The organism is Kitasatospora sp. NPDC001540 (assembly GCF_042894345.1).
Classification (GTDB): Bacteria; Actinomycetota; Actinomycetes; order Streptomycetales; family Streptomycetaceae; genus Kitasatospora; species Kitasatospora phosalacinea_C.
Map to the genome: position 1 here is coordinate 98,036 of NZ_JBIAVO010000024.1, position 23,911 is coordinate 121,946.

At 75.0% G+C, this 23,911-nt stretch carries 21 protein-coding genes; 7 read left to right on the forward strand and 14 right to left on the reverse strand.

The window, feature by feature from the left end; translation table 11 throughout:
* Nucleotides 1–345: 345 nt before the first annotated feature.
* Together ACFY00_RS25795 and ACFY00_RS25800 are read right to left on the reverse strand one after the other, a co-directional pair.
* On the reverse strand, nt 346–1,236 hold the full coding sequence (locus tag ACFY00_RS25795) for a DsbA family protein (RefSeq protein ID WP_388033931.1): 891 nt from the start codon (nt 1,234–1,236) through the stop codon (nt 346–348).
* On the reverse strand, nt 1,233–1,670 hold the full coding sequence (locus tag ACFY00_RS25800) for an RrF2 family transcriptional regulator (RefSeq protein WP_388033932.1): 438 nt from the start codon (nt 1,668–1,670) through the stop codon (nt 1,233–1,235). Before ACFY00_RS25800 ends, ACFY00_RS25795 begins: the two co-directional genes overlap by 4 nt.
* 153 nt (nt 1,671–1,823) lie before the next feature.
* On the opposite strand from ACFY00_RS25800, the gene ACFY00_RS25805 reads away from it, so the two are divergent.
* From ACFY00_RS25805 to ACFY00_RS25815, 3 genes are all read left to right on the forward strand, one after another.
* Complete coding sequence (locus tag ACFY00_RS25805; protein ID WP_388033933.1) at nt 1,824–2,363, forward strand: cupin domain-containing protein; 540 nt, start codon at nt 1,824–1,826, stop codon at nt 2,361–2,363.
* A 206-nt stretch (nt 2,364–2,569) separates the two neighbouring features.
* On the forward strand, nt 2,570–5,155 hold the full coding sequence (locus ACFY00_RS25810; RefSeq protein WP_388033934.1) for a hypothetical protein: 2,586 nt from the start codon (nt 2,570–2,572) through the stop codon (nt 5,153–5,155).
* A 117-nt stretch (nt 5,156–5,272) separates the two neighbouring features.
* A complete protein-coding gene (locus ACFY00_RS25815) occupies nt 5,273–5,689 on the forward strand; it encodes a helix-turn-helix domain-containing protein (RefSeq protein WP_388033935.1) in 417 nt (138 codons plus the stop codon).
* A gap of 35 nt (nt 5,690–5,724) precedes the next feature.
* Here the strand turns inward: ACFY00_RS25815 and ACFY00_RS25820 are convergent, their stop codons facing one another.
* From ACFY00_RS25820 to ACFY00_RS25845, 6 genes are all read right to left on the reverse strand, one after another.
* On the reverse strand, nt 5,725–6,327 hold the full coding sequence (locus tag ACFY00_RS25820) for a ClpP family protease (protein ID WP_388033936.1): 603 nt from the start codon (nt 6,325–6,327) through the stop codon (nt 5,725–5,727).
* Nucleotides 6,328–6,329: 2 nt separating this feature from the next.
* Nucleotides 6,330–6,980: a ClpP family protease gene (locus ACFY00_RS25825; protein ID WP_388033937.1), complete on the reverse strand. Its 651-nt coding sequence runs from the start codon at nt 6,978–6,980 to the stop codon at nt 6,330–6,332.
* Between the two features lie 155 nt (nt 6,981–7,135).
* Entirely contained in the window at nt 7,136–7,417 is a 282-nt protein-coding gene (locus ACFY00_RS25830; RefSeq protein WP_388033938.1) for a hypothetical protein, read from the reverse strand.
* A 78-nt stretch (nt 7,418–7,495) separates the two neighbouring features.
* Nucleotides 7,496–9,385 carry an FUSC family protein gene (locus ACFY00_RS25835; RefSeq protein ID WP_388033939.1) on the reverse strand — a complete coding sequence of 630 codons (1,890 nt, stop codon included), beginning with the start codon at nt 9,383–9,385 and terminating at the stop codon, nt 7,496–7,498.
* Between the two features lie 159 nt (nt 9,386–9,544).
* Nucleotides 9,545–11,239, reverse strand: coding sequence for a flavin monoamine oxidase family protein (locus ACFY00_RS25840; RefSeq protein WP_388033940.1), 1,695 nt, complete (start codon nt 11,237–11,239; stop codon nt 9,545–9,547).
* A gap of 71 nt (nt 11,240–11,310) precedes the next feature.
* Nucleotides 11,311–12,756, reverse strand: coding sequence for an APC family permease (locus tag ACFY00_RS25845; protein ID WP_388033953.1), 1,446 nt, complete (start codon nt 12,754–12,756; stop codon nt 11,311–11,313).
* 529 nt (nt 12,757–13,285) lie between these two features.
* Between ACFY00_RS25845 and ACFY00_RS25850 the strand changes: the two genes are divergently transcribed.
* Both ACFY00_RS25850 and ACFY00_RS25855 read left to right on the forward strand, forming a co-directional pair.
* A complete protein-coding gene (locus ACFY00_RS25850; RefSeq protein ID WP_388033941.1) occupies nt 13,286–14,017 on the forward strand; it encodes a 2OG-Fe(II) oxygenase in 732 nt (243 codons plus the stop codon).
* Nucleotides 14,018–14,233: 216 nt separating this feature from the next.
* Nucleotides 14,234–14,773 carry an OsmC family protein gene (locus ACFY00_RS25855; RefSeq protein ID WP_388033942.1) on the forward strand — a complete coding sequence of 180 codons (540 nt, stop codon included), beginning with the start codon at nt 14,234–14,236 and terminating at the stop codon, nt 14,771–14,773.
* Between the two features lie 59 nt (nt 14,774–14,832).
* Here the strand turns inward: ACFY00_RS25855 and ACFY00_RS25860 are convergent, their stop codons facing one another.
* The 4 genes from ACFY00_RS25860 to ACFY00_RS25875 all read right to left on the reverse strand — a co-directional run bounded on the left by ACFY00_RS25860 (nt 14,833) and on the right by ACFY00_RS25875 (nt 19,290).
* Nucleotides 14,833–16,077, reverse strand: a complete 1,245-nt coding sequence (locus tag ACFY00_RS25860) for a peptidase S8 (RefSeq protein ID WP_388033943.1) — start codon at nt 16,075–16,077, stop codon at nt 14,833–14,835.
* 325 nt (nt 16,078–16,402) lie between these two features.
* The gene (locus ACFY00_RS25865) at nt 16,403–17,314 is read right to left on the reverse strand and encodes a glycosyltransferase (RefSeq protein WP_388033944.1); all 912 of its coding nucleotides are present in this window, start codon (nt 17,312–17,314) and stop codon (nt 16,403–16,405) included.
* Between the two features lie 96 nt (nt 17,315–17,410).
* The gene (locus ACFY00_RS25870) at nt 17,411–18,586 is read right to left on the reverse strand and encodes a GDSL-type esterase/lipase family protein (RefSeq protein WP_388033945.1); all 1,176 of its coding nucleotides are present in this window, start codon (nt 18,584–18,586) and stop codon (nt 17,411–17,413) included.
* A gap of 83 nt (nt 18,587–18,669) precedes the next feature.
* Nucleotides 18,670–19,290, reverse strand: a complete 621-nt coding sequence (locus ACFY00_RS25875; RefSeq protein WP_388033946.1) for a TetR/AcrR family transcriptional regulator — start codon at nt 19,288–19,290, stop codon at nt 18,670–18,672.
* A gap of 198 nt (nt 19,291–19,488) precedes the next feature.
* Here ACFY00_RS25875 and ACFY00_RS25880 point away from each other — a divergent pair, with 198 nt between their 5' ends.
* A complete protein-coding gene (locus ACFY00_RS25880; RefSeq protein WP_388033947.1) occupies nt 19,489–20,322 on the forward strand; it encodes a hypothetical protein in 834 nt (277 codons plus the stop codon).
* An 83-nt stretch (nt 20,323–20,405) separates the two neighbouring features.
* Entirely contained in the window at nt 20,406–21,170 is a 765-nt protein-coding gene (locus ACFY00_RS25885) for a hypothetical protein (RefSeq protein WP_388033948.1), read from the forward strand.
* A gap of 66 nt (nt 21,171–21,236) precedes the next feature.
* Here ACFY00_RS25885 and ACFY00_RS25890 read toward each other — a convergent pair whose 3' ends face one another.
* Together ACFY00_RS25890 and ACFY00_RS25895 are read right to left on the reverse strand one after the other, a co-directional pair.
* Entirely contained in the window at nt 21,237–22,313 is a 1,077-nt protein-coding gene (locus ACFY00_RS25890; protein WP_388033949.1) for a zinc-binding dehydrogenase, read from the reverse strand.
* Nucleotides 22,314–22,342: 29 nt separating this feature from the next.
* On the reverse strand, nt 22,343–23,809 hold the full coding sequence (locus ACFY00_RS25895) for an aldehyde dehydrogenase (protein WP_388033950.1): 1,467 nt from the start codon (nt 23,807–23,809) through the stop codon (nt 22,343–22,345).
* Nucleotides 23,810–23,911 lie beyond the last annotated feature (102 nt).

Below are 23,911 nucleotides of genomic sequence, written 5' to 3' on the forward strand. Positions count from 1 at the left end.
AGGGGGAGGAGGCCCGGGGACGGCGGCCGGGGCCTGCCGGGCGGCGCGGGACGGCCGCGCTCCGGGAGCCGCGGGCGGTCGTGCCGCCGGCGGAGGAGGGCACTCAGAGACAGAGGTCGCTGCTGGTGCGCCGGAAGTCCACGTAGCGGCACACCACGTTGGGGTGCGTCGAAACCATGCCGTCATCCTGTCGGGCGGTCCGGCCCGGTGTCAATGGACACCAAAAGGTGTCCCATTGGGGCGCGGGCTGCTTCGAGCCGCCGGGGGAATGAATCCGCAGACAGCGGAAGGAAACTGACGGAGCGTCAGGAAGGGTCGCGCGGTTCGGGACGTGTCCGGAGCGTCTCAGGATCCGGAGAGCAGCGGCGAGACGGCGGCCTCCTCCGCCGACAGGTGCAGCGGGCCGCCCGCGGTGGCGAGCGTCACCGCCCCGGGCGGCGGGCCGTCCGGCAGCTCCGGCGCCGTCAGGCTCCGGTGGTGGCGCAGCAGCTCGGCCGGGTCGGGCCGCTCCTCCGGCGTCGCGGGCAGCTCCGGGCACACCGCGCGCGCCGCCGCCAGGTACTCCGCCGCCGGACGCCAGCCGGGCACCACCCGGCACCCCGCCGGGCCGCGGAACAGCAGCGTCGGCAGGGCGTAGCGGTGCCCGTCCGCGATCTCCTTCGCCCCGCCCGGGTGCGGGCCCGGCCCGCGCAGTCCCACCACCTCCGGCCGCGGCGCCCTGGTCTCGGCCCGGTCGCGTGCCACCCGCTCCCGCACCGGCGCCGAGGCCGCGGCCGCGGCCAGCGCCGCCGCGTCCAGGTCCGGCACCCCGCGCAGCGCCGCCGCGATCCGTTCCGGGGTGTCGGCCGGCTCGCCCCGGACGAACATCGACTCGCGCAGCCGCCGCAGCACCCGCTCGGCCACCCGCGGGCCCTGCGCCTCCGCGGCCGCGGCCGCCAGCGAGGCGGGCCAACTGCTCGCCGCGACCCAGCGCAGCCGGGCCGGGCGCGGCGCGCCCGTGTGCCCCGACACCCGGGCCACGAACTCCCCGTACCAGGCGGCCTCCGCGGCCGGATCCGGGGCCGGTTCCTCGTCCTCGTCGAACAGGATCCCGAACACCCGCCGGTGCGCGGCGCTCCCGCCCAGCGAGCGGCGCAGCGCCCGCAGCACCGGCTCCGAGCCCCAGGCCCAGGGGCAGAACGGGTCGGTGAACTCGACGACCTCCAGCGGGGGGACCGGGCCCGGACGGCCGGTCACACCGCCTCCGCGACCGGGCGGGGTGCCGGGCGGCGGGAGCGGCGCACCAGGGCGGCCACGGTGGTGGCGGCCAGCAGTTCCCCGGTGCGCTCCTCGACCTCGCGCCAGATGCCGGGCAGCGCGTCGGCCGGGCCCGGGTAGGCGAGGTGGGCCAGCGGTTCGCCGCGCAGGGTGATCAGTTCGCCGTCCACGGCGCGCACCACGTCGAGCAGCGTGATCTCCGCGGCCGGACGGCCCAGCCAGTAGCCGCCCTCGCAGCCGCGCTGGCTGCGGACCAGCCCGGCCCGGCGCAGGTCGCCGACGACGGACTTCAGGAACCGGAACGGGATCTCCTGGGAGGAGGCGATGGCCTCGCAGGTGAGCGGACGTCCCGTGTCGCACGCCAGCTCGACCAGGGCGCGGGCGGCGTAGTCCGCCTTCGCGGAAATATGCATACCCCGAAGTATCCACCGGGGCGGGAGATCATCAAGTCCCGCCCGGAGCAGTCGATCCGGAGCTCCGGGCGAAAGGACACCTCTTGACATCCTTTTCGGGGCGCGCCTAGCGTTCCCCCCGTTCCGCGCACCCCGCCGACCCCGGGAGGACCCGTGTCCGCCGCACCGCACCACCCCGTACCGGCGACCGACGGGAGCGCGACCACCTGCGCGGGGGAGGGCTTCCACCCGCACCTGCCCGCACCGGGCGCCGCCGACCCGGGCGCCGCCGTCCCGCTGCGCGCCCGCCTGCACCACATCAGGGCCGACGGGCTCGACGGCGACACCGCGCAGAGCGGCGGGATGCGCAGGTTCGCGGCGATCAGCGGGCGCACCGTCGGTTCGGAGAAGCTCTGGATGGGCCAGACCCACGTCGCCCCCGCCACCGCCTCCTCCGACCACCACCACGGCGAGTCGGAGACCGCGATCCACGTGGTCAGCGGCCACCCCGAGTTCGTCTTCCTGGACCACTCCTCGGGCGAGCCGGTCGAGGTCCGGCTGCGCACCGGGCCGGGGGACTACGTCTTCGTGCCGCCCTACGTCCCGCACCGCGAGGAGAACCCCGATCCCGCGCACGAGGCGGTGGTGGTGATCGCCCGCAGCACCCAGGAGGCGATCGTGGTCAACCTGCCGAGCCTGCACGCCGAACCCTGAGCGGGCCCGGTCGGCGAACTCCCGGGCGATCGACGGCCGTTCGTTCGTTTTCCGGGGCGGTGACGAGCCCGGCGGACGGTCATATTCGTTCATGATGCGATCAATAGGAAAAGTAGGTCCGGGGCGAACGGTCCGGCGCCTTACCTTGGTCCGCGGCGTGACCTGACGCACCGTCAGGTCAGCTGCTGATCCGAGGTGGAGAAACCGTGCTGAGAAGCCAACGTCCGCCCCTGCCGATCCGTCGAGCCGACCGCACCCGCCGAACCGGGACGCCCCGCGCCGCCCTGGCCGCGGCGCTCACCACCGCCCTGCTGCTGGTCGGCGCGGGCGGCACCCTCCCCGCGAGCGGCCGGGCCGCCGCCGCGGACACCGCCACCGCCGCCGACCCCGCGTCCGGCTCCGCGCTGGTCAAGAGCGTGCAGAACACCACCCACCCCGGCGCCGCCACCGCCGAGCACGGGGACACCCTCAACTGGACCGTCCAGTACCGCAACGGCACCACCGGCGACACCCCCGCCCCGGCCACCGTCACCGACGCGATCACCGGGGCGGGCGGCGCCCAGGCGTACGTGCCCGGCTCGTTGAAGGTGCCGCCGGGCTGGACCGCCTCCTGGTCGACCGACGGCAGCACCTTCGGGCCGAACGACACCGGCGCCGCCACCGTCGCGGTCCGGGCCGAGAACCCGGTCTCCCGGGCGGGCGGGACGGAGGTCTCCCCGCTGCTGCTGGCCCCCGTCCAGCCCACCGCGCAGGCCACCGGCGGCGACGGCTACACCCCCGTGCTGTACCGGACGCCCACCGGCGAGGTGCAGGCCTGGAGCATCTACCACCACGCCACCCCGGCCGCCGCCAAGGTGGTGTGCAGCAGCCTGACCACCGGTCAGCCCTGTACCGGCGGTCCCTGGCCGCGCCCGCTGAACAGCGCCGCCGGACCGCTCGGCACCGGCAACACCGGCGACCTCGGCAGCCCGCTGACCTCCAAGTACGTGCTCGACCCCCAGCAGCCCAACCTGCTGTACTACCCGGCCTCGACCGCCACCGGCGTCGGCATCGCCTGCCTCGACCTGGCCGCCCACGCCAACTGCGGCTACACCGCGCTCGCCGCCAACGGCACCAGCCCCAGCAGCGCCAACAGCCTCGCCGGACTGGCGAAGGTCGGCGACCACCTGTACGCCGTCGCCAGCACCGGCCAGGTGCTCTGCCTGGCGCTGCCCGCCCGCACCCCCTGCGCCGGACAGCCCTACGGCCCGGTCGTCGCCCCCAACCACGACCTGCCGAACACCCCCACCGCGCTCTACCAGGGCGGCCTGACCACCGTCGGCGACAAGGTGTTCGCCTCCTCCGCCCCGCTGGGCGGCGGCTCCAGCGTCACCGGACCGCCCGCCATCGGCTGCTTCGACACCGCCACCAACACCGTCTGCGCGGGCTGGGACACCCCGCACACCGCCGGGCCCAACTCCTCCTACAACACCTACAACGCCTACACCGCGTACGACACCGCCGGGCACCCCGTCGGCGCCTGCACCAGCACCGTCGGCGGCACCACCGTGCTGACCACCTGCTACGCCGTCGACGGCTCGCCGCTCACCCCGCCCACCGCGCTGTCCGCCCTCAGCGGCGGGACGCTGAGCTTCGACCCCGAGACCGTCACCACCGACGGCGGCACCCGCAGCTACTTCCCCGTCTGGAGCGGCAGCGGCGGCAACGGCGCCACCGTCTGCTACGACTGGACGGCCGCCGCCCCCTGCGCCGGGTTCCCGCAGATCGCCACCCACCCCACCGCCAACAACGGCGTCACCCGTGACTACGGCTACCGCTACGACAGCACCACCCGCTGCCTGATCGGCCTCGGCGACGCCGGGATCCTCTTCTCGATGGACCCGGCCACCGCCGCCAGCCCCTGCCAGCACAGCGGCGCCACCGTCACCCTCGCCCCCGCCGACTTCTACTGCGACGGCAGCACCGGCCACGTCCAGGCCTACACCCGGGCCCGGCTCACCGGCCTCGACCTCACCCACCTCGACCTCGCCGCCTCCCGGGTGCTGGTCACCGACCCCGACGGCACCCCCGTCGCCAACCCCGGCCTCGCCCCCGACGGCACCGTCGACCTGAGCGGCATCGACCCCGCCGCGCACCCCGCGCTCACCGTCACCGCCCAGCTCGTGCTCACCAGCACCGGCGACTTCACCGCCACCAACCACCCGATGCTGGTCGTCGAGTACCGGGGCGACGCGCCGCAGATCTGCTTCCGCACCACCGTCGGCGCCGACTGCGCCACCAGCAAGGTCACCAACACCGCCACCGGCACCGACGCCACCGGCGCGCTCACCTCCAACACCGTCACCACCGCCGTCGCCCCCGGCAGCGGCTGCCAGCCCAAGGTCGGCGTCGAGAAGGAGATCTGCGGCTCCGCCAACCCGCACGACTGCGGACCCGGCGGACCCGGACCCTGGGCCAAGACCAGTCCCGTCGGCCTGCTCGGCCTGCTCGGCACCGCGTACTGGCGGATCACCGTCACCAACGCCGGACCGGTCGACGCCGCCCAGGTCACCGTCAACGACCCGACCACGCCCGCCTGCCGGAACGCCGCCGGGACGTTCGCGCTGGCCGCCGGGAGCAGCCGCCAGGTTTACTGCAGTTCGCTGCTGCTGGCGCTGCCGCTGAAGAACACCGCGTCCGCGAACTTCGTCGCCGCGAACGCGCCCGCGGGCACCACCCCGACCACCAGCGCGGCGTCCTCCGCGGTGGCCTGCTCGCTGCTGTGCATCCTGGCGGTGCCCGGCAAGGAGTAGCCCGACCGACGCGGTGCGGACCGGCCGCCGGGGGAACGCCAGTTCCCGGCGGCCGGTTCTGCTGAGGGCAGAGCGGCGCGGGCTTCCGCCCGGGGGCGCGGTGCCTAGGCTGGGGAGATGACAACTCACGCCTCGCCCGCGCCGGCCGACCTCCGGCCCCGCGTCGTCCCGCTGCGCCCCCGGCCGGAGGCGCAGCAGCCCAGGCAGCCCAAGGAGCCGCTGCTGCGGGACGTGGTGGGCGGCGTGCTGCGACGCGAACGCCTGGCCCAGGAACGGACGTTGAAGGACGTCGCGGAGGCCGCCCGGATCTCCGTCCCCTACCTGTCGGAGCTGGAGCGCGGCCGCAAGGAGGCCTCCTCGGAGGTGCTCGCCGCCGCCGCCCGGGCGCTCGGCCTCGGGCTCGGCGACGTGCTCTCGCTGGTGCAGCGGGAACTCGTCGCGGCGCACAGCACGACCGCCCTGCGCAGCACCACCGCCCTGGGCGGCCGGACGGCCACCGCGGGCCGGTACGGCGGGCTCTGCCTGGCGGCCTGACGGCTCCCCGGCAGAGCGGCCCGCCGCACCGGGGTTCAGGCGGCGGGGAGGCGGCTGTTCAGCACCCGGTCGGCGAGACCGTACGCGACGGCCTCCTCCGCGCCGAACACCTTCTCCCGGTCCATGTCCGCCCGCAGTTCGGCCACCGGGTGGCCGGTGTGCCGGGAGAGCACCTCCTCCACCTGGGCGCGGATCCGCAGCACCTCCTTGGCGGCCAGGCTCAGGTCGGAGACCGTCCCGCGCCGCCCGCCGCTGGCGGGCTGCCCCAGCAGCACCCGCGAGTGCCGCAGCACCGCCCGCCGCCCCGGGTCGCCGCCCGCCAGCAGCACCGCCGCGGTGGAGGCGGCCTGCCCGACGCAGTAGGTGGCGATCGGGCACTGCACGAAGCTCATCGCGTCGTAGATCGCCATCAGCGCGGTGTACGACCCGCCGGGCGAGTTCAGGTAGATCGCGATCTCCTGGTCGTGGCCCGCGGACTCCAGGTGCAGCAACTGGGCGATCACCACGTTGGCCACGCCGTCGTCGATCTCGGTGCCGAGGAAGACGATCCGCTCGTTGAGCAGCCGACTGAACACGTCGTACGAGCGCTCGCCCTGCGCGGTCCGCTCGATCACGTACGGGATCGGGTAGGAGGCCATGGTCACAGCCCCGCCCGTCGCCGCGACGCCCCGGCGCCGACCTCGGACAGCGACTCCAGCACCCGGTCGACCATCCCGTAGTCGCGGGCCTGCTCGGCCGTGAACCAGCGGTCCCGGTCGCCGTCCCGGGCGATCGTCTCCGGGCTCTGCCCGGTGTGCTCGGCGGTGATCCGCTCGATGGCCCGCTTGGTGTACTCCAGGTTCTCCGCCTGGATCTCGATGTCGGCCGCGGTGCCGCCGATGCCGGCCGAGGGCTGGTGCATCATGATCCGCGCGTTCGGCAGCGCGAACCGCTTGCCCGGCGCGCCCACCGTCAGCAGGAACTGGCCCATGCTGGCGGCGAACCCCATCGCCAGGGTCGACACGTCGTTCGGGATCAGCCGCATGGTGTCGTAGATGGCCAGACCGGCCGTCACCGACCCGCCCGGGCTGTTGATGTACAGGCTGATGTCGCTCTCCGGGTCCTCCGCGGAGAGCAGCAGCAACTGCGCGCACACCCGGTTCGCCGACACGTCGTCGACCTGGGTGCCGAGCAGCACGATCCGCCGGGCCAGCAGCAGCGCCGCCAGGTGGTCGTCGAACGGGCTGGGCGGCGTGTCGCCGTCCTCCGCCCGGGGGCGGAGCTGCTGGAGGGTGGGGGGCAGTGGGGTCATCGCTTCTCCCGGTGCTGACGGAGGGTCGGTGACTCCACTGTCGGCCCCCGGCGGCCCCCGGCGAAGGGTTCTCTGCCCGCCGCAGATTCGCCGCGGGCAGAGGGCCCGGCCGCCGGGGGCCGCCGGGGTTCGGCCTTAGTCCTCGGGGCCCGGCCTCAGCCTTCGGGGCCTTCCGGGACCAGGCCGCAGGAGAAGGGGAACTCCGCCAGGAACTCCCGCCGCCGCGGGTCCGGCTCCGCCGCGGCCAGGCCCGCCAGCACGGCCAGGAAGCGGTCGAGCTGCTCCGGCGGCAGCTGCTTCAGCACCCAGCCCACGTCCTCCGTCATGCGGACCGCGGAGTCGGGGTCGACCTCGTCGTCCTCGCAGTCGTCGAGGAAGCGGACGAGGTCGACGACGAGTCCGGCGAGGACGGGGACCAGGGGATCGGTGTCGGGCATGCCGGGAACCTACCCGACCCCGCCGACGGGGACCGCCGCCCTCGGCATCCCGACGGACGCCGCCGGGGCCGCGCCGCCCTACCCGACCCGGGCGCTGCGCCACCCGACCCCGGGCGCCCGCGGCGCGGGCGCGGCCGGGCGGCGGCCCTCCGCCGTCGTCCCGCCCGCTGCTGCGCTCGTTGCCGTGCCCAGGCCGTCCAGGCCGTTTGGGTGGCGCAGCCGTTCGGCGAGGCGGTGCAGGTGGTGGCGGGTGGCGTCGAAGTGGCGGTGGTCGGCGGGCGCGGGGACGGGGGCGAGGGCGGCGTCCACCGTCCGCTCCACCTCGTCGATCAGCGCGGCCCACCGCCCGGTCGCCCCCCGCCGCCACGGCGGCTCGCGCCGGGCGCGCTCGAACTCGGCGCGGGCCAAAGCCAGGTGGAGGTACGGGGCGAGCGCGGTGCGGGGGCGGTGGGGGGACAGCGCGAGGGTGGCCTGTTCGACCGCGGCGGCGAGGCGGCGGGCCACCGCGAGCTGCCGGTGGCGGGGGCCGAGCAGTTCGCAGGCGAGGGCCGCGGCCAGGCAGCCGATCGCGCAGGAGGCCAGGTTGGGCAGCAGCAGCGGCAGTCCCGGGTCGCCCGCGAGCTGGGTGACCGTCATGACCACCGTGGCCAGCGCCGCCGCCTGGTAGAGGTAGCCCGTCCCGGAGAGCGCCGGGACCAGCCCGGCCGCCGGCGCCAGCACCGCCAGCAGCACCGCGTCCGACCCCGCCCAGGCCAGCGCCAGTCCGCTGCACAGCAGGCCGAGCGCCGTCCCGCAGAACCGTTCCAGCGCACGGCCGGTGACCGGCCCGATGTCCGGACGGCACACGAAGGTCACGTTCAGCACCGCCCAGTACGGGTGCGGCAGGTCGCAGTACGCCGCCGCCGCGCCCGCCAGCAGCAGCGCCAGGCCCACCCGCAGGCCGCCCAGCCAGGACCGCGGATCCGCCGGCACCGCCCGGGCCGCCGCCCACCGACCGTCCGCCCGGACGGACCCCGCCCCCGCCCCCGTCAACGCGCCTGCGTCCGACGGGACTTCGGGCGCGACCGCCGCCCTGGCCGCCCGCGCCAGCCGCACGTCCAGCGGCCCGCGCCCCGGCGGCCACGGCGCGTCCGACGCCGGGCGGCCCGCCGCGATCCGCTGCGCCTCGGCGCGCAGCCGCTCGCGCAGCGCCCCGTCGGAGGCCAGCCCGCGGGCCCCGGCCGCGGAGGCCGTCCCGGCGAGGGCGAGCAGCCCGGGCAGGTGGCGGGCCGGGAGCGGGCCGCCGCCGACCGTGCCGGTGTGCCGGGCCCGTTCGAGCGCGTCGTGCAGGGCGCGTCGCCGGGCGGTCCCGGCGGGCCCGGCGGCGTCCGGTTCCAGCACCGCCGCGCAGCCCGTCAGGCACTGCGCCAGCAGCGCCCGTTCGGCCCGGCCGCGGAAGAAGGGCCACCCGGCCAGCGCCGGTGCGACCACCGACAGGCCGCCCAGCAGCATCAGCGCCGGGGGCAGCCAGAGCGGCCCGGGCAGCGGCAGGTCCATGGCCACCTCGGCGTCCATCAGCAGGATCATCGCGCCGAGCGAGCCCTCCGGGCCCAGGCAGGCCAGCACCCCCGCCACCACCCCGAGCGCGGGCAGCACGTACGGCGCGAGCGGCTCGCCCTCGGCCGTCAGGGTCGCGAACGCCCCGGCCACGCCCAGCAGTTGGGGCGGCAGCATGGTGACCGCCCGGTGCCGGTAGCCGACCGCCACGTCGGTCAGCACCGCCGAGAGCGCGCCCAGCGCCACCATCACCCCCTCGGCGGGCCGCCCGGTCAGCAGGCCGAGACCGGCCGGGGCGGTCACCGCCAGCAGCGAGCGCCAGGCCGCGGCCGGGACGGCGGGTCGCCGCCGGGGGGCACAGGTCTGCCGCACCCAGGGCAGCAGCAGGTCGGACCGGAGCGTGCGGTGACGCCCGTGTCGAAGAGTTGACATGCGCCCCATGCAAAGGGACGACGCCCCGCTGCCACCCCGGCCCCGCCGCCGCCCTGCGCCGCCTGGAGGCGGGATTTCGCTTGGCCGGGGGAGACCGCGTGACCTCGCGGTTTCCCCCGGATGGAGCGCGTGACCCCCCGTTCGGGGGCGTGCGGCGGATCAGGCGAGGGCGGCCAGCACCTCCCCGGCGGCCCGGGCGCCCTCGACGGCGCCGCCGTTCATGTAGCCCTGGAAGTCGTAGGAGGTGTGCTCCCCCGCGAAGTGCAGGTTGCCCTGCGCGGTGCCCTCGTACCCTGCGTAGCCGGTCAGGTAGCCGACCGGCCAGTAGGAGTAGGCGCCGTACGAGTACGGGTTCAGGTGCCAGGCGGAGAGGGTGGCCCGGCCGTTCCAGGCGGCCTTGGTGCCGGGCCAGACGCTGTCGATCTGGCTGAGGTAGTCGTCGACGAGGTTGCGGGTGTACGGGGTGGCGGCGTCGGTGAACGCGGTCGGCGGGGTCAGGCCGCGGGCGAGGCTGCCGCCGCCGTACTGGACCAGGATGCCGTTGCTCCCGGCCTGGCCCCGGGTGACGTCCCACGCCTGCTGGTAGGGCAGGTCGGCGAAGCACTCGCCGTTGGAGACGCCGGGCCAGGCGCCGGTGCCGGACCACGAGTCGCGGCGGGTGAACTGCATGTTGAGCTTGGTGCAGGCGCCCATCCGCATGTGCGCCAGGACGCCCTTCATCATCGGGTCGAGCCCGGCCCGCGACAGGTCCACGCGCTCCTGCAGGATCGGCAGCGGCACGGCCAGGACGGTGTGGTCGGCGACGACCGTCCTCGTGCCGCCGCCGTCCAGGGCGAAGGTGAGGGTCTGGGTGCCGTCGGCGTTCCGGACCACCGCCTGCAGGGTGTGGCCCGGCTGCACCGTCCCGGCGGGCAGCGCGGCGGCGATGGCCCGGGGCAGTTGGTCGTTGCCGCCGGTGATGTGCCAGCGCTCGTCGGAGCCGCCCCAGATGGAGAGGTTGCCGGGGCTGGACTGCCAGGAGAGCATCACCAGCATCGCGTAGGAGGACTGCGCGGTGGTGTCGGCGCCGTACTCGACGGCGTAGGCGCAGTCGAGCAGCGCGCCGAGGTCGCTGCCGAAGCCACCGGGGACGCGGGACTCGATCCAGTCGCGGATCGACATGCGGTCCAGGGCGACCGAGGCGGCGTTGTGGCTGTTCCAGGTGGGGGCGGAACCACCGGCCTGGACGTCGTTCTTGACGGTCTGCCAGATCTGCTTGAAGTCGGCGTCGACCCGGTCCTTCGGGTAGTAGTGCCCGTTGAAGTGGAAGACGCCCTCCGCGCCGGGCGGCAGGGCGGCGCCGACGTCGGTCAGGCCGAGGCCGAAGCGCTGGCAGAGGGTCTTGATCGCGTGGTGGCCGGTGTCGACCAGCTCGCCGCCCCACTCGGAGACCTGGCCCTGGTTCCAGGTGCCGGGGTTGGCGGGGCTGCCGCCGGAGTACATCCGGCCGCCGATCCGGGTGGGGTGGGCCTCGTAGACGGTGGCCGCGACCCCCTTGTCGGCGAGGGTCAGGGCCGCGTTCAGGCCGGATATCCCGGCGCCGACGATCGCGATCCGGGGGGAGCCGCCGATCTTCGGGACGGGAGCGGGGGCGGCGTGGGCCCGGGCGCCGCCGCCCAGGGCGGACGCCCCGGCCAGGCCGACGCCGACGGCCGCGGCCCGGGCGAGCAGCGCGCGGCGGGAGGGGCCGTCGGCGTCGGCGCGGGCCTCGTCGCGGAGGCCGCGGTAGTCGTCGACGGGCAGTCGCAGCCGTTCGGCCACCGCCTGGTCGGCGAGCAGGTTGCGGATCAGTCGGGCCTGGTGGGTGCGCGCCATGGGGGAGGGCCTTTCCGTTCTCGGTGGGGGGCGAGGGGGTGTCGACAGCGGCGGGAGGGGGTGGCGGGGCGTCAGCGCGCGGCGGTCGCGGGCGCGTCGTCCGGGTGCTCCTCGTCCGTGCGCTCCTGGGCGCTCTCGACGACCAGCCGGCCCATCACCTCGTACCGCTCCGGGCGCCTGGCCCGCATCCAGAGGGCGAGCGCGATGCCGCCGAGGAAGACCGCGACGACGATCCACGGGATGAACCGGAAGAAGAGGATCTTCGAGGCCGCACCGGCCGCGGTGTCCAGGTTCGTCACCAGCAGCACGATCGCGGCGAGCATGCCGAGCCCGCCGAGCAGCGGGGCGGTGAAGGTGCGGAACCAGTGCCGGGACTCGGGGTGGTTGCGGCGGAAGTAGGCGATCACGGCGAAGGAGCACAGCGTCTGCACCACCAGCAGGGCGAGCGTGCCGAGGATCGCGGTGAGGGTGTACAGGCTGACGTACGGGTCCTGGCCGGTCGCCCAGAAGGCCACCACGACGGCCAGCGCGATGCCGGTCTGGGCGAAGGAGGCGACGTAGGGCGAACCGTGCCGCGGGTGGGTGCGGCCGAGCGCCGGGAGCAGGAAGCCCTCGCGGCCGATCGCGTACAGGTAGCGGGCCGCGCACTGGTGGAAGGCCATGCCGCAGGCGAAGGCGCTGGTCACCATCAGCCACTGGAAGGCGGTGACCGCCCACGGGCCCAGGTACTGCCGGGCCGGGCCGAGGAACAGGTCGAGCGGGCTGGAACCGGCGGCGGTGACGAGGGCCCGCTCCGGGCCGTTCCCGCTCAGCACCATCCAGGAGACGAAGGTGTAGAGCACGCCGAGCAGGACGACCGCGAGCAGGGTGGCGCGCGGGATGATCCGCTTGGGGTTGCGGGACTCCTCGCCGTACATCGCGGTCGACTCGAAGCCGATCCACGACCAGAAGCAGAAGAACAGGCCGACCCCGGCGTTCACCCCGGCGAACGCGCCGGTCGGGTTCAGGGACGAGACGTGCAGGCCGTCCGGGCCGCCGCCGTGCGCCAGGACCGCGGCGGCCAGCACGGTGAGCATCAGCACCTCGCCGACCAGGAACACGGCGAGGACCTTCGAGGCCACCTCCAGGTCGAAGTACGACAGGACCGCGGTGACGGCCAGCATCGCCAGCGCGAACACCTGCCAGGGCAGGTCGACCCCGAACTGCGACTCCACGGCCTGCTGGGCGAAGTAGGCGAAGATCCCCACGATCGAGGCCTCGAAGACCACGTACGCGAGCACCGCCAGCATGCCCGAGGCCAGACCCGCCACCCGGCCCAGACCGTGCGAGACGTAGCCGTAGAACGCTCCGGCGGTGGTGATGTGCCGGGCCATCGACACGTACCCGACCGTGAAGACCGTCAGCACCAGGGTGACGAAGAGGAAGCCCGCGGGCGCGTGGACGCCGTTGCCGCCGCCCACGATCACCGGGAGGTTGCCGGTCATCGCGGTGATCGGCGCGGCCGTCGCCAGCGCCATGAAGATCACGCCGGTCAGTCCGACGGAGTTCGCCTTGAGGCGCTGGACGGGTGGCGGTCCCTGGACGGCGGGGGACTGCTCGGTGGAGGACACGGTGACTCCTCGGGGCACGGGCACGACGGGACGGCACCGGGCCGGTCGGACCGGCGCCGCGGGGGTTGGCCCAGTGTGGGGCGTGTCACGTTCCCCGGGGGACCGGCACCGTGTAGTCGGCCCTGTTACCGGATTGACGACCTGTCAGGGTACGCAGCGACCGCACCGGATTCCGGACGGCGCGTCCCCCTGGGCGGCCGCGGGGCCGTCCCGCCCCGGTCGGCGGGCCGCCCGCGTGCGACGTCCGAATACCGCCGGACATCGCCCGCCGGATGGCGAAGGCTGACGTCCACGAGGACGTCCGGCGCCGCCCCGGGCGGAGGAGCCGACCGGTGACCGTGCGCCCGACGACCGAGGACCCGCCGGGCGGCCCGCCGCCGGAGCGCGGGCACCACCGCTCCGCCACGCGGGCGCCGGACAGCACACCGGAGGAACCATGACCACCACCACCCGCCCCGTACCCGCCCTGCGCGAACCGGTCGCCGGGGCCGACTGGCCCGCCCTGACCGAGGAGCTGAACGCGCACGGCTGCGCCCTCACCCCGCGCCTGCTGACCCCGGCCCAGTGCCGCGCCCTCGCCGCGCTGTACGAGGAGACCGGGCGCTTCCGCGCCACCGTCGACCTGGCCCGGTACCGCTTCGGCTCCGGCGAGTACCGCTACTTCGCCCACCCGCTCCCCGAGCCGCTGCGCGCCCTGCGGGAGGCCTTCTACCCGCACCTGCTGACCGTCGCCCGCGACTGGGCCGCCAAGCTGGGCCGCCCCGCGCCCTGGCCGGACACCCTGGCCCAGTGGCTGGACATGTGCCGCGCGGCCGGGCAGGACCGGCCCACCCCGATCCTGCTGCGCTACGGCCCCGGCGACTGGAACGCGCTGCACCGCGACCTGTACGGGGACCTGGTCTTCCCGCTGCAGGTCGTGATCGGCCTGGACGAGCCGGGCCGCGACTACACGGGCGGCGAGTTCCTGCTGGTCGAGCAGCGCCCGCGCGCCCAGTCCCGCGGCACCTCCACCCTCCTCCCGCAGGGCCACGGCCTGGTGTTCACCACCCGGGACCGCCCGGTCCGCTCCGCCCGGGGCTGGTCCACGGCACCGGTCCGGCACGGCGTCAGCACGGTGCGCTCGGGCACCCGGCGCACGCTCGGCCTGGTCTTCCACGATGCCGCGTGACGACGCGGCGACGTGACGACGCGGCGACGTGAGGACATGACGACGTGACCACCACGGACGCCGCCCGGGAGAACCGCCGGTCCGCGCCCCGGGCGCGCGTCGGCCGGGGCCGCCGAGCGCCCACACCGATGCCGAACTCGCGCGATCGGTGCCCCTGTTGGCCGCAGCCGGAGCTTGAGCAGCCGTCCCCGGGGGGCGGCCCGTACGCTACCGGGCATGACGAACACGACTGCGGGTCAACGGCCGGGGCTGGCCCAGCACTTGAAGGACAAGGGTGCGGCGATGCGGGACGCCGCGCGGCGGCGGCCGAGCAGCGCGGACTGGGACGAGGAGGTCTCCGCGGTCTGCGTGGCCGACGACGCGACCGGGGTGCGCAAGGTGCGGGTGGGGGAGTGGTCGTTCCTCGGCGACGGCGGCCCGGACATCGGCGGGTTCGGCCTCGGGCCGTCCTCGCCGGAGCTGCTGTGCGCGGTGGTCAGCACCTGCCTGACGCACACCCTGCTGTGCATCGCCGCGCTGGAGGACGTCCCGCTGGACCGGGCCGAGGTCAGGGTCAGCGCCCGCAACAACGACGCCCGGTTCTTCGGCGTCCCGACCGACGCGCCCGCCGTCCCGTACGACCTGACGGCGACCGTGGACCTGCGCGGCGACGTGCCCGCGCCGACGCTGGCCGCGCTGCTGGCCGCCGCCGACGCGCGCTGCCCGATGCTGCAACTCGTCCGCGCGCAGCATGCGGTGACGCTGCGCCCGGCCTGAGCCGGGCAGCGGCGGAGGCCGCCACCGGGTGGTGGCGGCCTCCGTGGTGCGGTGCGGCGTCAGCCCTTGAAGGCGGTGGTGCCGTTGGGGGTGCCGAGGCCGGTCGGGCCGTCGTAGCCGGTGCCCGCCTTGCACAGGTAGGTCGGGGAGCAGGAGCCGTTGGAGCCGGTGGTGACGTCGAACAGGGCGCTGGTGTGGGCGTACGGGAAGGACGCCGGGCTGGAGCCGCTGGAGGGGGCGCCGCCGAGGGCGTAGACGCCCGCGATGATCGGGGCCGCGGCGCTGGTGCCGCCGTAGACGGCCCAGCCGCTGCCGCCGTAGGTCTGGTAGACGGCGACGCCGGTGGCGGGGTCGGCGACGGCGGAGACGTCGGCGATGGTGCGCCTGGTGCAGCCGGTGTCCTTCTGCCAGGTCGGCTTGGCGTCGTACTTGGAGCAGCCGGAGCCGGTGCCCTCGGTGGAGTTGGTGAGCCAGACGCTCTCCGACCAGCCGCGGGTGCTGCTGTCCCGCTTGAGGGCGGTGCCGCCGACCGCGGTCACGTACTTGGAGGCGGCCGGGTACTGGGCGCCGTACGCGGAGTCGCCGGAGGAGACGGTGATGGCCACGCCCGGGTGGTTGAAGTAGGAGCTGTCGTACGAGGTGTCGGCGGAGGACTCGCTGCCGCCGTAGCTGTTGGAGACGTACTTGGCGCCCAGGCTCACGGCGGTGTTCACCGCGGTGCCGAGGTTGGCCATCGTCGCGCTGCTGGCCTCGACCAGCACGATGTGGGCGTTGGGGGCGATCGCGGAGACCATGTCGAGGTCGAGGGATATCTCCCCGGCCCAGCCGGTGTTGTTGGCGGGCAGGGTGCTGCCGCCGCTCTGGTTGACCTGCTTGAAGCAGCCGCTGGCCTTCGTGCAGGCGGGCAGCCCGTACTGGGAGCGGTAGACGGCCATGTCGGCCTCGGCGTTGGGGTCGTTGTAGGCGTCGACGATCGCGATGGTCGTGCCCGCGCCGCCGTTCGCGGGCAGCTTGTACGCGCTGAGCAGGTCGCCGGGCCCGTAGCCGGAGGGGGTGAGGTGCGGGCTGACGCCGAACGCGGCGACCGGTTCGACGGTGCTGGTCACGCGCAGGGCGTGGCAGGCCACGGTGTCGCCGTGGGCGAGGGTGTCGCAGGCCCGGACCCAGGACGTGCCGGCCTGGCCGCGTACCTGCGGGTCGACGGCGGCGCCCGCCGGGGCGGCGGTGGTGAGGGCGGAGAGGGCGAGGGCGGCGGTGCCCGCGACGGCGAGGGCCGTGCGGCGGGCGGCGGCGGAAGTGCGCATGCGGAGGTGCCTCCTTGGCTGGGGTGACCGGAAGCGGTGCATGCCGGGCCGCGCGGACGGATGGTGTCCGGGCGCGCGACGGGGCGGGCGCGAAGGCGGGGTTCGGGGGCCGCCGTTCGGCCGGGGCGTCCGTGCGGGGACGGACTGGTGTGCGACCCTAGAGGGGCATGCTCATGCCGAACAAGGCGTCGGCGCCGATCCGAACCAGCCCTTTGCCCAAGGGGCCTGACGCTTGGCCGAACGACACCGCTTTGCCGGGGGAGGGTTTGCCTCCGCTTCCGCCCCGCCCGGCCCGCTGCCCCCGCCCATTGCCCCCCCGCCCCGCCTACCGCCCCTCGGCCGCCCGGGCCACCCGCCGGGTCTTCGCCCAGTCCCGCCGCCCCCGCACGATCCGCCACAGCGCCCGCCAGGTCGCCAGGTAGGTGACGTACGTCAGCAGGTACGAGGCGTGGTGCAGCCCGACCGAGCGCCACCAGCCGTAGTGCCGGGTACGCCGGTGGTACAGCGTCGCCTGGTACAGGTGCGGCGCGAACGCCAGCAGGTAGACCGCCACCGCGGTCGCCACGGCCGCCGCCACCCCGCTGTGCGCGCCCACCGCGAGCGTCGCCAGCACGCCCAGCACCGCCAGCAGGTGCGCCAGCACCGACCAGGGCAGCGCCAGGCGCCACGGCTGCAGCAGGTACAGCGCCAGCTCCAGCGCCGCCGCCGTGCCCAGCCGCGAACTGCGCCACACCTCGCCCAGCCGCCCGGCGCAGACCATGTGCCCCTGCGCCCAGCGGGTGCGCTGGCGCAGCAGCGCCCGCAGGTGCTCCGGGCCCTCCTGGACGACGTGCGCCAGGCTGGTGGTGCGCAGCCGCCAGCCCCGGACGGCCAGTGACAGCGCCAGGTCGAGGTCCTCGGTCAGCGAGTCCGTCCACGGCGCGCCGGGCACCGAGCGCAGCGCCGACAGCCGGGCGAACTGGGCGTTGCCGCCCAGGCTGACCGTCCCGAACGGGTCGCGCCCGTACTGCGCGGTCGCGGCGGCGCCCCAGAACCCGGCGTCCTGGATCCGGGTCAGCAGCCGGTCCCGGTTGCGGATCCGGACGGCCAACTGGGCCCCGCCCACCGCCGGGTCGGCGAACAGCGGCGCGACGTGCGCCAGCGCGCCGGGGCTCAGCCGCCCGTCCGCGTCCATCACCGCCACCACCACCCGCGTCCGCCGGTCCGCGCCGCCCGCCCCGTCCCGCCGCTCCACCACCGGTGCCCTCCTGTCGCCACGGCCACAGCCGGGCCCCATCCTCGGCCGCCCACCGCCTCCCACCAGGGCCGACACTCCGACGGCCCGCGCCCCGCCTCAGCCGCTCGTCGCCGCCAGCTCCATCCCCGCGGGTCCGCGGCCGGGGGTGTTGGTGCAGCGGTGGTCGCCGGTGGGCTGCTCCAGGTGGAGGCTCAGGCAGGTGCCGAGGGCCTGCTGGCCGAAGCGGTCGGGGTGCAGCGACTCCTGGAGCTGGCCCTGGACCGCGCCGGTGGTCAGGAAGCGCATCCACTCGCTGGTCCCCCCGGAGGGCGGGTGCTGGAGGTCGGCCTGCCGGGTGCCCTTGGCGCAGACCTCGCGGCCCTCGAAGGCGCGGGAGAGGTCGAGGAACTCGGCCCCGGCCTCGTGCGCGGCCTCGGCGACGGTGGCGCTGATCTGCGGGACGAGGTCGTCGTGCGCCCAGGTGAGGTCCTCGTCGAAGAACGGGCAGCCGCCCTCGGTGAGGCGGTCGTACTTCTCCCCGGGGTAGCGGACCCGGGCGGCGTCGGGCAGCGGGGACGGGTAGGACTGCAGGACCAGCCGGTAGGAGCCGTCCCGGTGCCCGGCCCGCTTCAGGGCGGTCCTCACGTCGGCGAGCGTCTCGACCACGGCCGTCCGCACGCCGGGCAGCCGCTCCTTGACCTGCTGCTCGGCGTCGGTCGCGCAGGGGGTGCCGCCGAAGGGGTTGACGAACTGCTTCGTGCACTCGGTGATGATGTCGGAGAACCCGAGGTCGTTGCCGCCGATCGACACCACCACGGCGCGCACCGGCTGCCCGGTCACCGCCTTCTGCAACTGCAAGGCCTGCGAGGGCTCGCCCTTGAACGGCTCCCCGCCGTGCTCCGGCAGCTTGATGGCGGTCGAAGTCGCCCCGGAGCAGGCCAGGTTGAGCTTGCGGACGTCCAGCGTGAGGGACTGCACCTCGGCGACGTCGGAGCGGTTGCAGCCGTTCTCGTACGAGGCGCCGTACACCTCCTCCGGGTAGCTCTCGTCGGTCTCCGGGTCGTACGCCCGGTCGGTGCCGGACCAGCCGTTCTCGGGCTCGTTGCTGTTGCCGGACCAGCGGCCCGCCTCGCCGGAGATGAAGCTGTCGCCCAGCGACACCACCCACGGCGCGTCGGCCGCGGGCTCCCGGAGGTCGGCGGCGCGCGCGGGGGCGAAGCCGGTCACGCCCGCCACGCAGACGGCGGCGGCCAGTGCGGCCAGGCCCTTGCGGCTGTACGAAGAAGAGGTCATGCCCAGGGTGTCGGCAGCCGCCCGCCGCGGGGTGACGACCGGGCGTCCGTTCGCATCCGAATGGACCAGCGGGGGTGGTGCGTTCAGGCGACCGGGCGGAACAGCAGCAGCAGCCGCTCGCGGACGGTCTCCCACTCGGCGGCGAGGTCGTGCCCGCCGGCCGAGGAGATCAGCAGCAGCCCGCGCATCGCCTGCAGCGCGGTCAGCAGCGAGGCGCCGAACTCGGGGGAGTCGGCGGCCGGACCGGAGACGAACCGCACCGCGGCCATCAGCTCGCTCTCCAGCCTCCGCTCCAACCCCCGTACCACCGGCCGCAGTTCCGGGTCGTGCCGGGTGCCGATCAGCAGCTCCAGGAAGGCCTGGTAGTCGCGGGTGTTCATCAGCTGCCAGATCGTTCCGAGCCCCTGGGCGGCCCGGTCCGGCTGCGGGGCCGCGGCCAGCTCCCGGGCCTGGGCCGGGGCCAGTTCGGCGTACGAGCGGACCAGGTGGTCGGTGACGGCCTCGATCAGCGCGTTCTTGGTCGGGAAGTGGTGCACCAGCCGCCCCCGGCTCACCCCCGCCGCCTCCCCGACCGCCAGCGTCGAGAACCCGGCGTACCCGTGGTCGCACAGCACGTCCACCGCCGCCCCCAGCAGCAGTTCCCTGGTCTCCAGCGCGCGCTGCTGGACGCGGCGCTGCCGGGCGTCATCGGTCGGTGCGGGCATGTCCGAAATCCTACCCGGGCGCCGGTCGGGAGGGCTCCGGCCGCCCCGCCGTCGCCCGCAGCCGGAACCGACTGACCGTCACTGACCGTCGCTCAAACGGGAGTTCAGGAGATTTCAGTCCTCCGGCCGACCCGGTGGGGCGGGTGGCTGGATAGGGTCGCGGTGGCGCAGTCAGGGCGCCGGTTCTAGGGAGGAAACGTGGGGGCGAACATCGCTTCCGTGCGGCGGGTCGCGGTCGAGGTCGGGATCGGCGTGCCAGGGCTCCTGGCGTTCGTGCTGCCGATCGTCGACGCGTGCACGAACTTCCAGCTCCTGCCCGGCACGTTCGACTCGGGGCAGGCGTCGCTCTGCGTGCTGGGCGCGGTCGCGATGTGCCTGGCCGTGATGTCGCGCGCCGTCAGCAGGATCGACGGCATCGACGAGAAGGTCGCCGCGCTGGTCGAGGGCAGGAGCCGGGCGGGCAACCTCCGGGAGAGCGGGCTGGTGACGGCCCACCCCGTGCTCCCGGCCGAGCTGTTCAAGGAGTACGTGGGCGCCGCGCGCTCCGAGGTGACGATCCTGCAGACCTGGATCCCCGACTTCGCCGAGCACTTCCGGGAGCCGGTCCGGGCGGCGCTGACCAGGGGCGTACCGGTGCGGATCCTGCTGCTGCTGCCGAACTCGCCGGTGGTCGGCCTCCGCGAGCGCTCGCTCGGCGAGTCCGAGCAGCACAAGGTCAAGCTGGAGGTCCGGATCAACCTGGAGGTGCTCTCCTCGCTCTGGCTGGACCTGGACGGGCCCGCCCGGGCCCGGCTGCAGGTGCGGATGTACGACACCCTCCCCTCCGTCGCCGTGTACCGGGCGGACGACCACTACCTGGTCAGCTCGTTCCTTCACGGCAAGAAAGCAGTCATGTGCACCCAGAGCGAGGTCCGGGGCGACGACACGCTGATCGGCCGGGAGGTCCGCAACGAGTTCGAGGCGATATGGGGCAACCCGGTGCTGTCGGAGCCGGTGGACTTCCCGGACGGCTGGCAGCACCGGATCGCCTGACCGCTCCCGGCCCGGGCCCCGGGCACCGGTGCCCGGGCACCGGGCCGGGACGAGAACCGATGAACCCTCAGGAAGGTACGACCGTGCACGATGTGGACCAGTTCGAGGACGCGCTCGTCGAGCGCTTCCGCCGGCACCCCGTCCTGGCGCAGGTCGCCGGGCTCGCCGAGGCCGACTTCGCCGAACTCCTGCTCCAGCGCCGCTTCCTCTCCCTCGCCTTCACCCCGGTCTACGACCTGGCGATCGACCTGCTCCAGGACGAGCAGGGGCGGCGCATCGCCCGGGTGATCCTCCGCGAAGAGTACCCGGGCCGGTCGGGAGGGGTCCCCTCGCACCGCGAGGACATGACCGAGGACCTGCGCAGGCTCGGCATCGGCAACGAGCGCATCGCGGCCTCCCGGCCCACCGCCGCCACCCTGCACGCGGTCAACGAGACCTTCGCGCTGGTCGCGGACGCGGGCGGCCGACCGGACAGCGACCTGCGGATCCTGACGGTGCTGCGGTTCTGGGGCGAGGTGCTGGTCTCCGTCGAGTACACCCGCCTGTGGGAGCGGATGGCGCGGCGGCTGACCGTCGAGGGGGAGAACCGCTCGGTCTTCTACCACCCGCACCTGCTCCACGACGCCAAGACCGCCCCGCTGGCCGGGCTCGCGGCGGAGCCCGGCACCCACGCCGACGCGCTGGCCGCCCGGGTGGCCGCCCTGCTGGTCGACGAGCGCTCCACCGCCGTCTTCGCGGAGCTGGAGGAGCGGGCCTACCGGATCAAGGCGGAGTTCTACGACCAGTTCCGCCCGGCCCTCGACCGCGCGGGCCTGTCGGACCTGGCGGGTTCGCGCCCGCAGGGCTGACCGGACGAGGGCACCCGTGCCCCCGGCGCCCGCTCAGGAGGCGCCGGGGGCACGGGCGTCGGCGGGTCAGACGGTCAGCGCGATCCGCAGCGCCTCGCCGCTGCGCATCAGGCCGAGCGCCTCGTTGATCCCGGTCAGCGGCAGCCGGTGGGTGATCAGCCGCTCCAGGTCGAGCCGCCCGGTGCGGACCAGCTCGGCGATCCGGGCGTAGGTGCGGGTGACGGTGTCGCCGCCGTAGAACGAGGGCAGCACCCGCTTCTCGGCGGTCGACAGCTCCAGCATGCTGACCGGGAACTCGTCCTTGGCGCCGCCGACGCCGACCAGCACCACGTTGCCGCCGCGCCGGGTGGCGTCGTACGCGGAACGGAAGGTCGCGGGGCGGCCGACCGCCTCGACGACGTGGTCGAAGCCGAGTCCGCCGGTGGCCTCGGCGACCGCGTCGGTCAGCGCCTCGGGGGCGACGGCGGCCGTCGCGCCGAAGGACAGCGCCCAGTCGCGGCGGGCCGCGACCGGGTCGACCGCGACGACGTGCGAGGCCCCGGCGGCCTTGGCGCCGAGGATCGCGCTGATGCCGACGCCGCCGCAGCCGATCACCGCGACGGTCTCGCCCGGCCGCACGTCCGCGGTGTTGAACACCGCGCCGACACCGGTGGTGACGCCGCAGCCGATCAGGGCGGCCGCGTCGTAGGAGACGCCGTCCGGGACGGGGCTGGCGAAGGCGGCGTTCAGCACGACCTCCTGGGCGAAGGTGCCCGCGCCCATGAAGCGGAAGAAGTCCTGCCCGCCGGAGCGGAACGCGGGCGTCATCATCGCGGCGTTGCCGCTCTGGCACAGCTGGCCCTGCCCGCGCACGCACCAGGCGCACTCGCCGCAGGACGGACGCCAGTTGACGATGACCCGGTCGCCGGGGCGGACGTGGGTGACACCCTCGCCGACCTCCAGCACCTCGCCCGCGCCCTCGTGGCCCAGCACCAGCGGCATCGGCGAGGGGATGGTGCCGTTCATGCCCGACAGGTCGGAGTGGCACAGGCTGGTCGCCCGGATGGCGACCCGCACGGTGCCGGGGCCGAAGCCGATCGCCTCGACGTCGTCGCGGACCTCGAGCTCGGTGGCGCCCGGAGCGGTGATCATTGCAGCCAGCATGGTTGGTACTCCCAGGAATCGACGAAGGATCAGACGGAGGCGGGCAGGGCGACGGTCTTGTGCTCCAGGTACTCGCCCAGGCCCTCGGCGCCGAACTCCCGGCCCACGCCGGAGTTCTTGTAGCCGCCGAACGGGCCGCGCAGGTCGATGGTGAAGCCGTTCACGGTGTACGTGCCGGTGCGGATCCGGCGGGCCACCTCGACGCCGTGCGCGACGCCCTCCTCGGTGCGGGCGGTGAACACCGCGCCGGAGAGGCCGAAGTCGGAGTCGTTGGCGATCCGCACCGCCTCGTCCTCGTCCTCGTAGCGGATCAGGCAGACCACCGGGCCGAAGATCTCCTCGCGGGCGATCCGCATCTCGTTGGTGACCTCGCCGAACAGGGTGGGCTGCACGTAGGCGCCCGCCTCCAGCCCGGCCGGGACGCCGCCGCCGACCAGCAGCTCCGCGCCCTCCTCCCGGCCGATCCGGATGTAGTCCAGGTTGCGCTGCTGCTGGCGCTTGGACACCAGCGGGCCGACCTGGGTCTGCGGGTCCTGCGGGTCGCCGACCCGCAGCCCGCCGAACACCGCGGTCAGCGCGGCCGCGAACTCCTCGTACCGGGAGGCGGGCAGCAGGATCCGGGTCAGCGCGACGCAGGCCTGCCCGTTGTTCAGCAGCGATCCGGCGGCCAGGGCCGCGACGGTGGTCGGCAGGTCGGCGTCCGGCAGCACGATGCCCGCCGACTTGCCGCCCAGCTCCAGCGTTACCCGGGCCAGGTGCTGCGCGGCGGAGGCCATCACCTGGCGCCCGGCGGCCACCGAACCGGTGAACGAGACCTTGTCGACGTCCGGGTGCGCCACCAGGTGGGCGCTGGTCTCCCGGTCGGCGGGCAGCACGCTCAGCACGCCCTCCGGCAGCCCGGCCTCCGCGCACACCTCGGCCAGCAGGTAGGCGTCCAGCGGCGTCTCCGGGCTCGGCTTCAGCACCACCGTGCAGCCCGCGGCCAGCGCCGGGGCGAGCTTGGCGGCGGTGACGAACTGCGGGACGTTCCACGGCACCACCGCGGCCACCACGCCGACCGGCTCGCGCAGCACCAGCAGCGGCTGCCGCAGGCCCTCGCGCCGCTCCTCGAACGGGAACTCCCGGGCGGCCGCCGCCACCAGCCCGTACTGGACGGCCGCCGCCGCGGCCTGGTTGGTCGCGCTGAACGAGACCGGGGAGCCGTTCTGCGCGCTGATCACCCGGGCGAACTCGTCCTTGCGCGCCAGCATCAGCGCCTGGATCCGCTCCAGCACCGCGAGGCGCTCCTCCAGCGGCAGCCGCGGCCACGGCCCGTGGTCGAACGCCTCCCGGGCGGCGGCCACCGCCCGGTCCACGTCCTGCGGCGAGGCGTGCGGGACGCGGCCGATCACGGTGCCGTCGTGCGGCGAGACGACCTCGATGGTGTCGGTTCCGGCGGGGGTCTCCCACCGTCCGCCGATGAAAAGGGTGCCGTGTACGGCGGGGGCCTCGGTCATGGCCGACTCCCTAAGAATGTGAGGCGGTCCGGGAGGACCGGGTGTGGCTGATGGCTGGTTGCCGTTGATGGCTCGGAAGGAATGGCCGCCCGGTCCTTCGGG

What these genes read in the sequence shown, in the direction of transcription:
- ACFY00_RS25845 (WP_388033953.1), bottom strand. Translation starts at nt 12,756, where the DNA reads ATGGCGCTGGCGACGGCCGCGCCGATCACCGCGATGACCGGCAACCTC.
- ACFY00_RS25850 (WP_388033941.1), top strand. Translation starts at nt 13,286, where the DNA reads ATGACCACCACCACCCGCCCCGTACCCGCCCTGCGCGAACCGGTCGCC.
- ACFY00_RS25800 (WP_388033932.1), bottom strand. Translation starts at nt 1,670, where the DNA reads ATGCATATTTCCGCGAAGGCGGACTACGCCGCCCGCGCCCTGGTCGAG.
- ACFY00_RS25830 (WP_388033938.1), bottom strand. Translation starts at nt 7,417, where the DNA reads ATGCCCGACACCGATCCCCTGGTCCCCGTCCTCGCCGGACTCGTCGTC.
- ACFY00_RS25815 (WP_388033935.1), top strand. Translation starts at nt 5,273, where the DNA reads ATGACAACTCACGCCTCGCCCGCGCCGGCCGACCTCCGGCCCCGCGTC.
- ACFY00_RS25890 (WP_388033949.1), bottom strand. Translation starts at nt 22,313, where the DNA reads ATGCTGGCTGCAATGATCACCGCTCCGGGCGCCACCGAGCTCGAGGTC.
- ACFY00_RS25835 (WP_388033939.1), bottom strand. Translation starts at nt 9,385, where the DNA reads ATGTCAACTCTTCGACACGGGCGTCACCGCACGCTCCGGTCCGACCTG.
- ACFY00_RS25855 (WP_388033942.1), top strand. Translation starts at nt 14,234, where the DNA reads ATGACGAACACGACTGCGGGTCAACGGCCGGGGCTGGCCCAGCACTTG.
- ACFY00_RS25870 (WP_388033945.1), bottom strand. Translation starts at nt 18,586, where the DNA reads ATGACCTCTTCTTCGTACAGCCGCAAGGGCCTGGCCGCACTGGCCGCC.
- ACFY00_RS25875 (WP_388033946.1), bottom strand. Translation starts at nt 19,290, where the DNA reads ATGCCCGCACCGACCGATGACGCCCGGCAGCGCCGCGTCCAGCAGCGC.
- ACFY00_RS25825 (WP_388033937.1), bottom strand. Translation starts at nt 6,980, where the DNA reads ATGACCCCACTGCCCCCCACCCTCCAGCAGCTCCGCCCCCGGGCGGAG.
- ACFY00_RS25840 (WP_388033940.1), bottom strand. Translation starts at nt 11,239, where the DNA reads ATGGCGCGCACCCACCAGGCCCGACTGATCCGCAACCTGCTCGCCGAC.
- ACFY00_RS25895 (WP_388033950.1), bottom strand. Translation starts at nt 23,809, where the DNA reads ATGACCGAGGCCCCCGCCGTACACGGCACCCTTTTCATCGGCGGACGG.
- ACFY00_RS25860 (WP_388033943.1), bottom strand. Translation starts at nt 16,077, where the DNA reads ATGCGCACTTCCGCCGCCGCCCGCCGCACGGCCCTCGCCGTCGCGGGC.
- ACFY00_RS25820 (WP_388033936.1), bottom strand. Translation starts at nt 6,327, where the DNA reads ATGGCCTCCTACCCGATCCCGTACGTGATCGAGCGGACCGCGCAGGGC.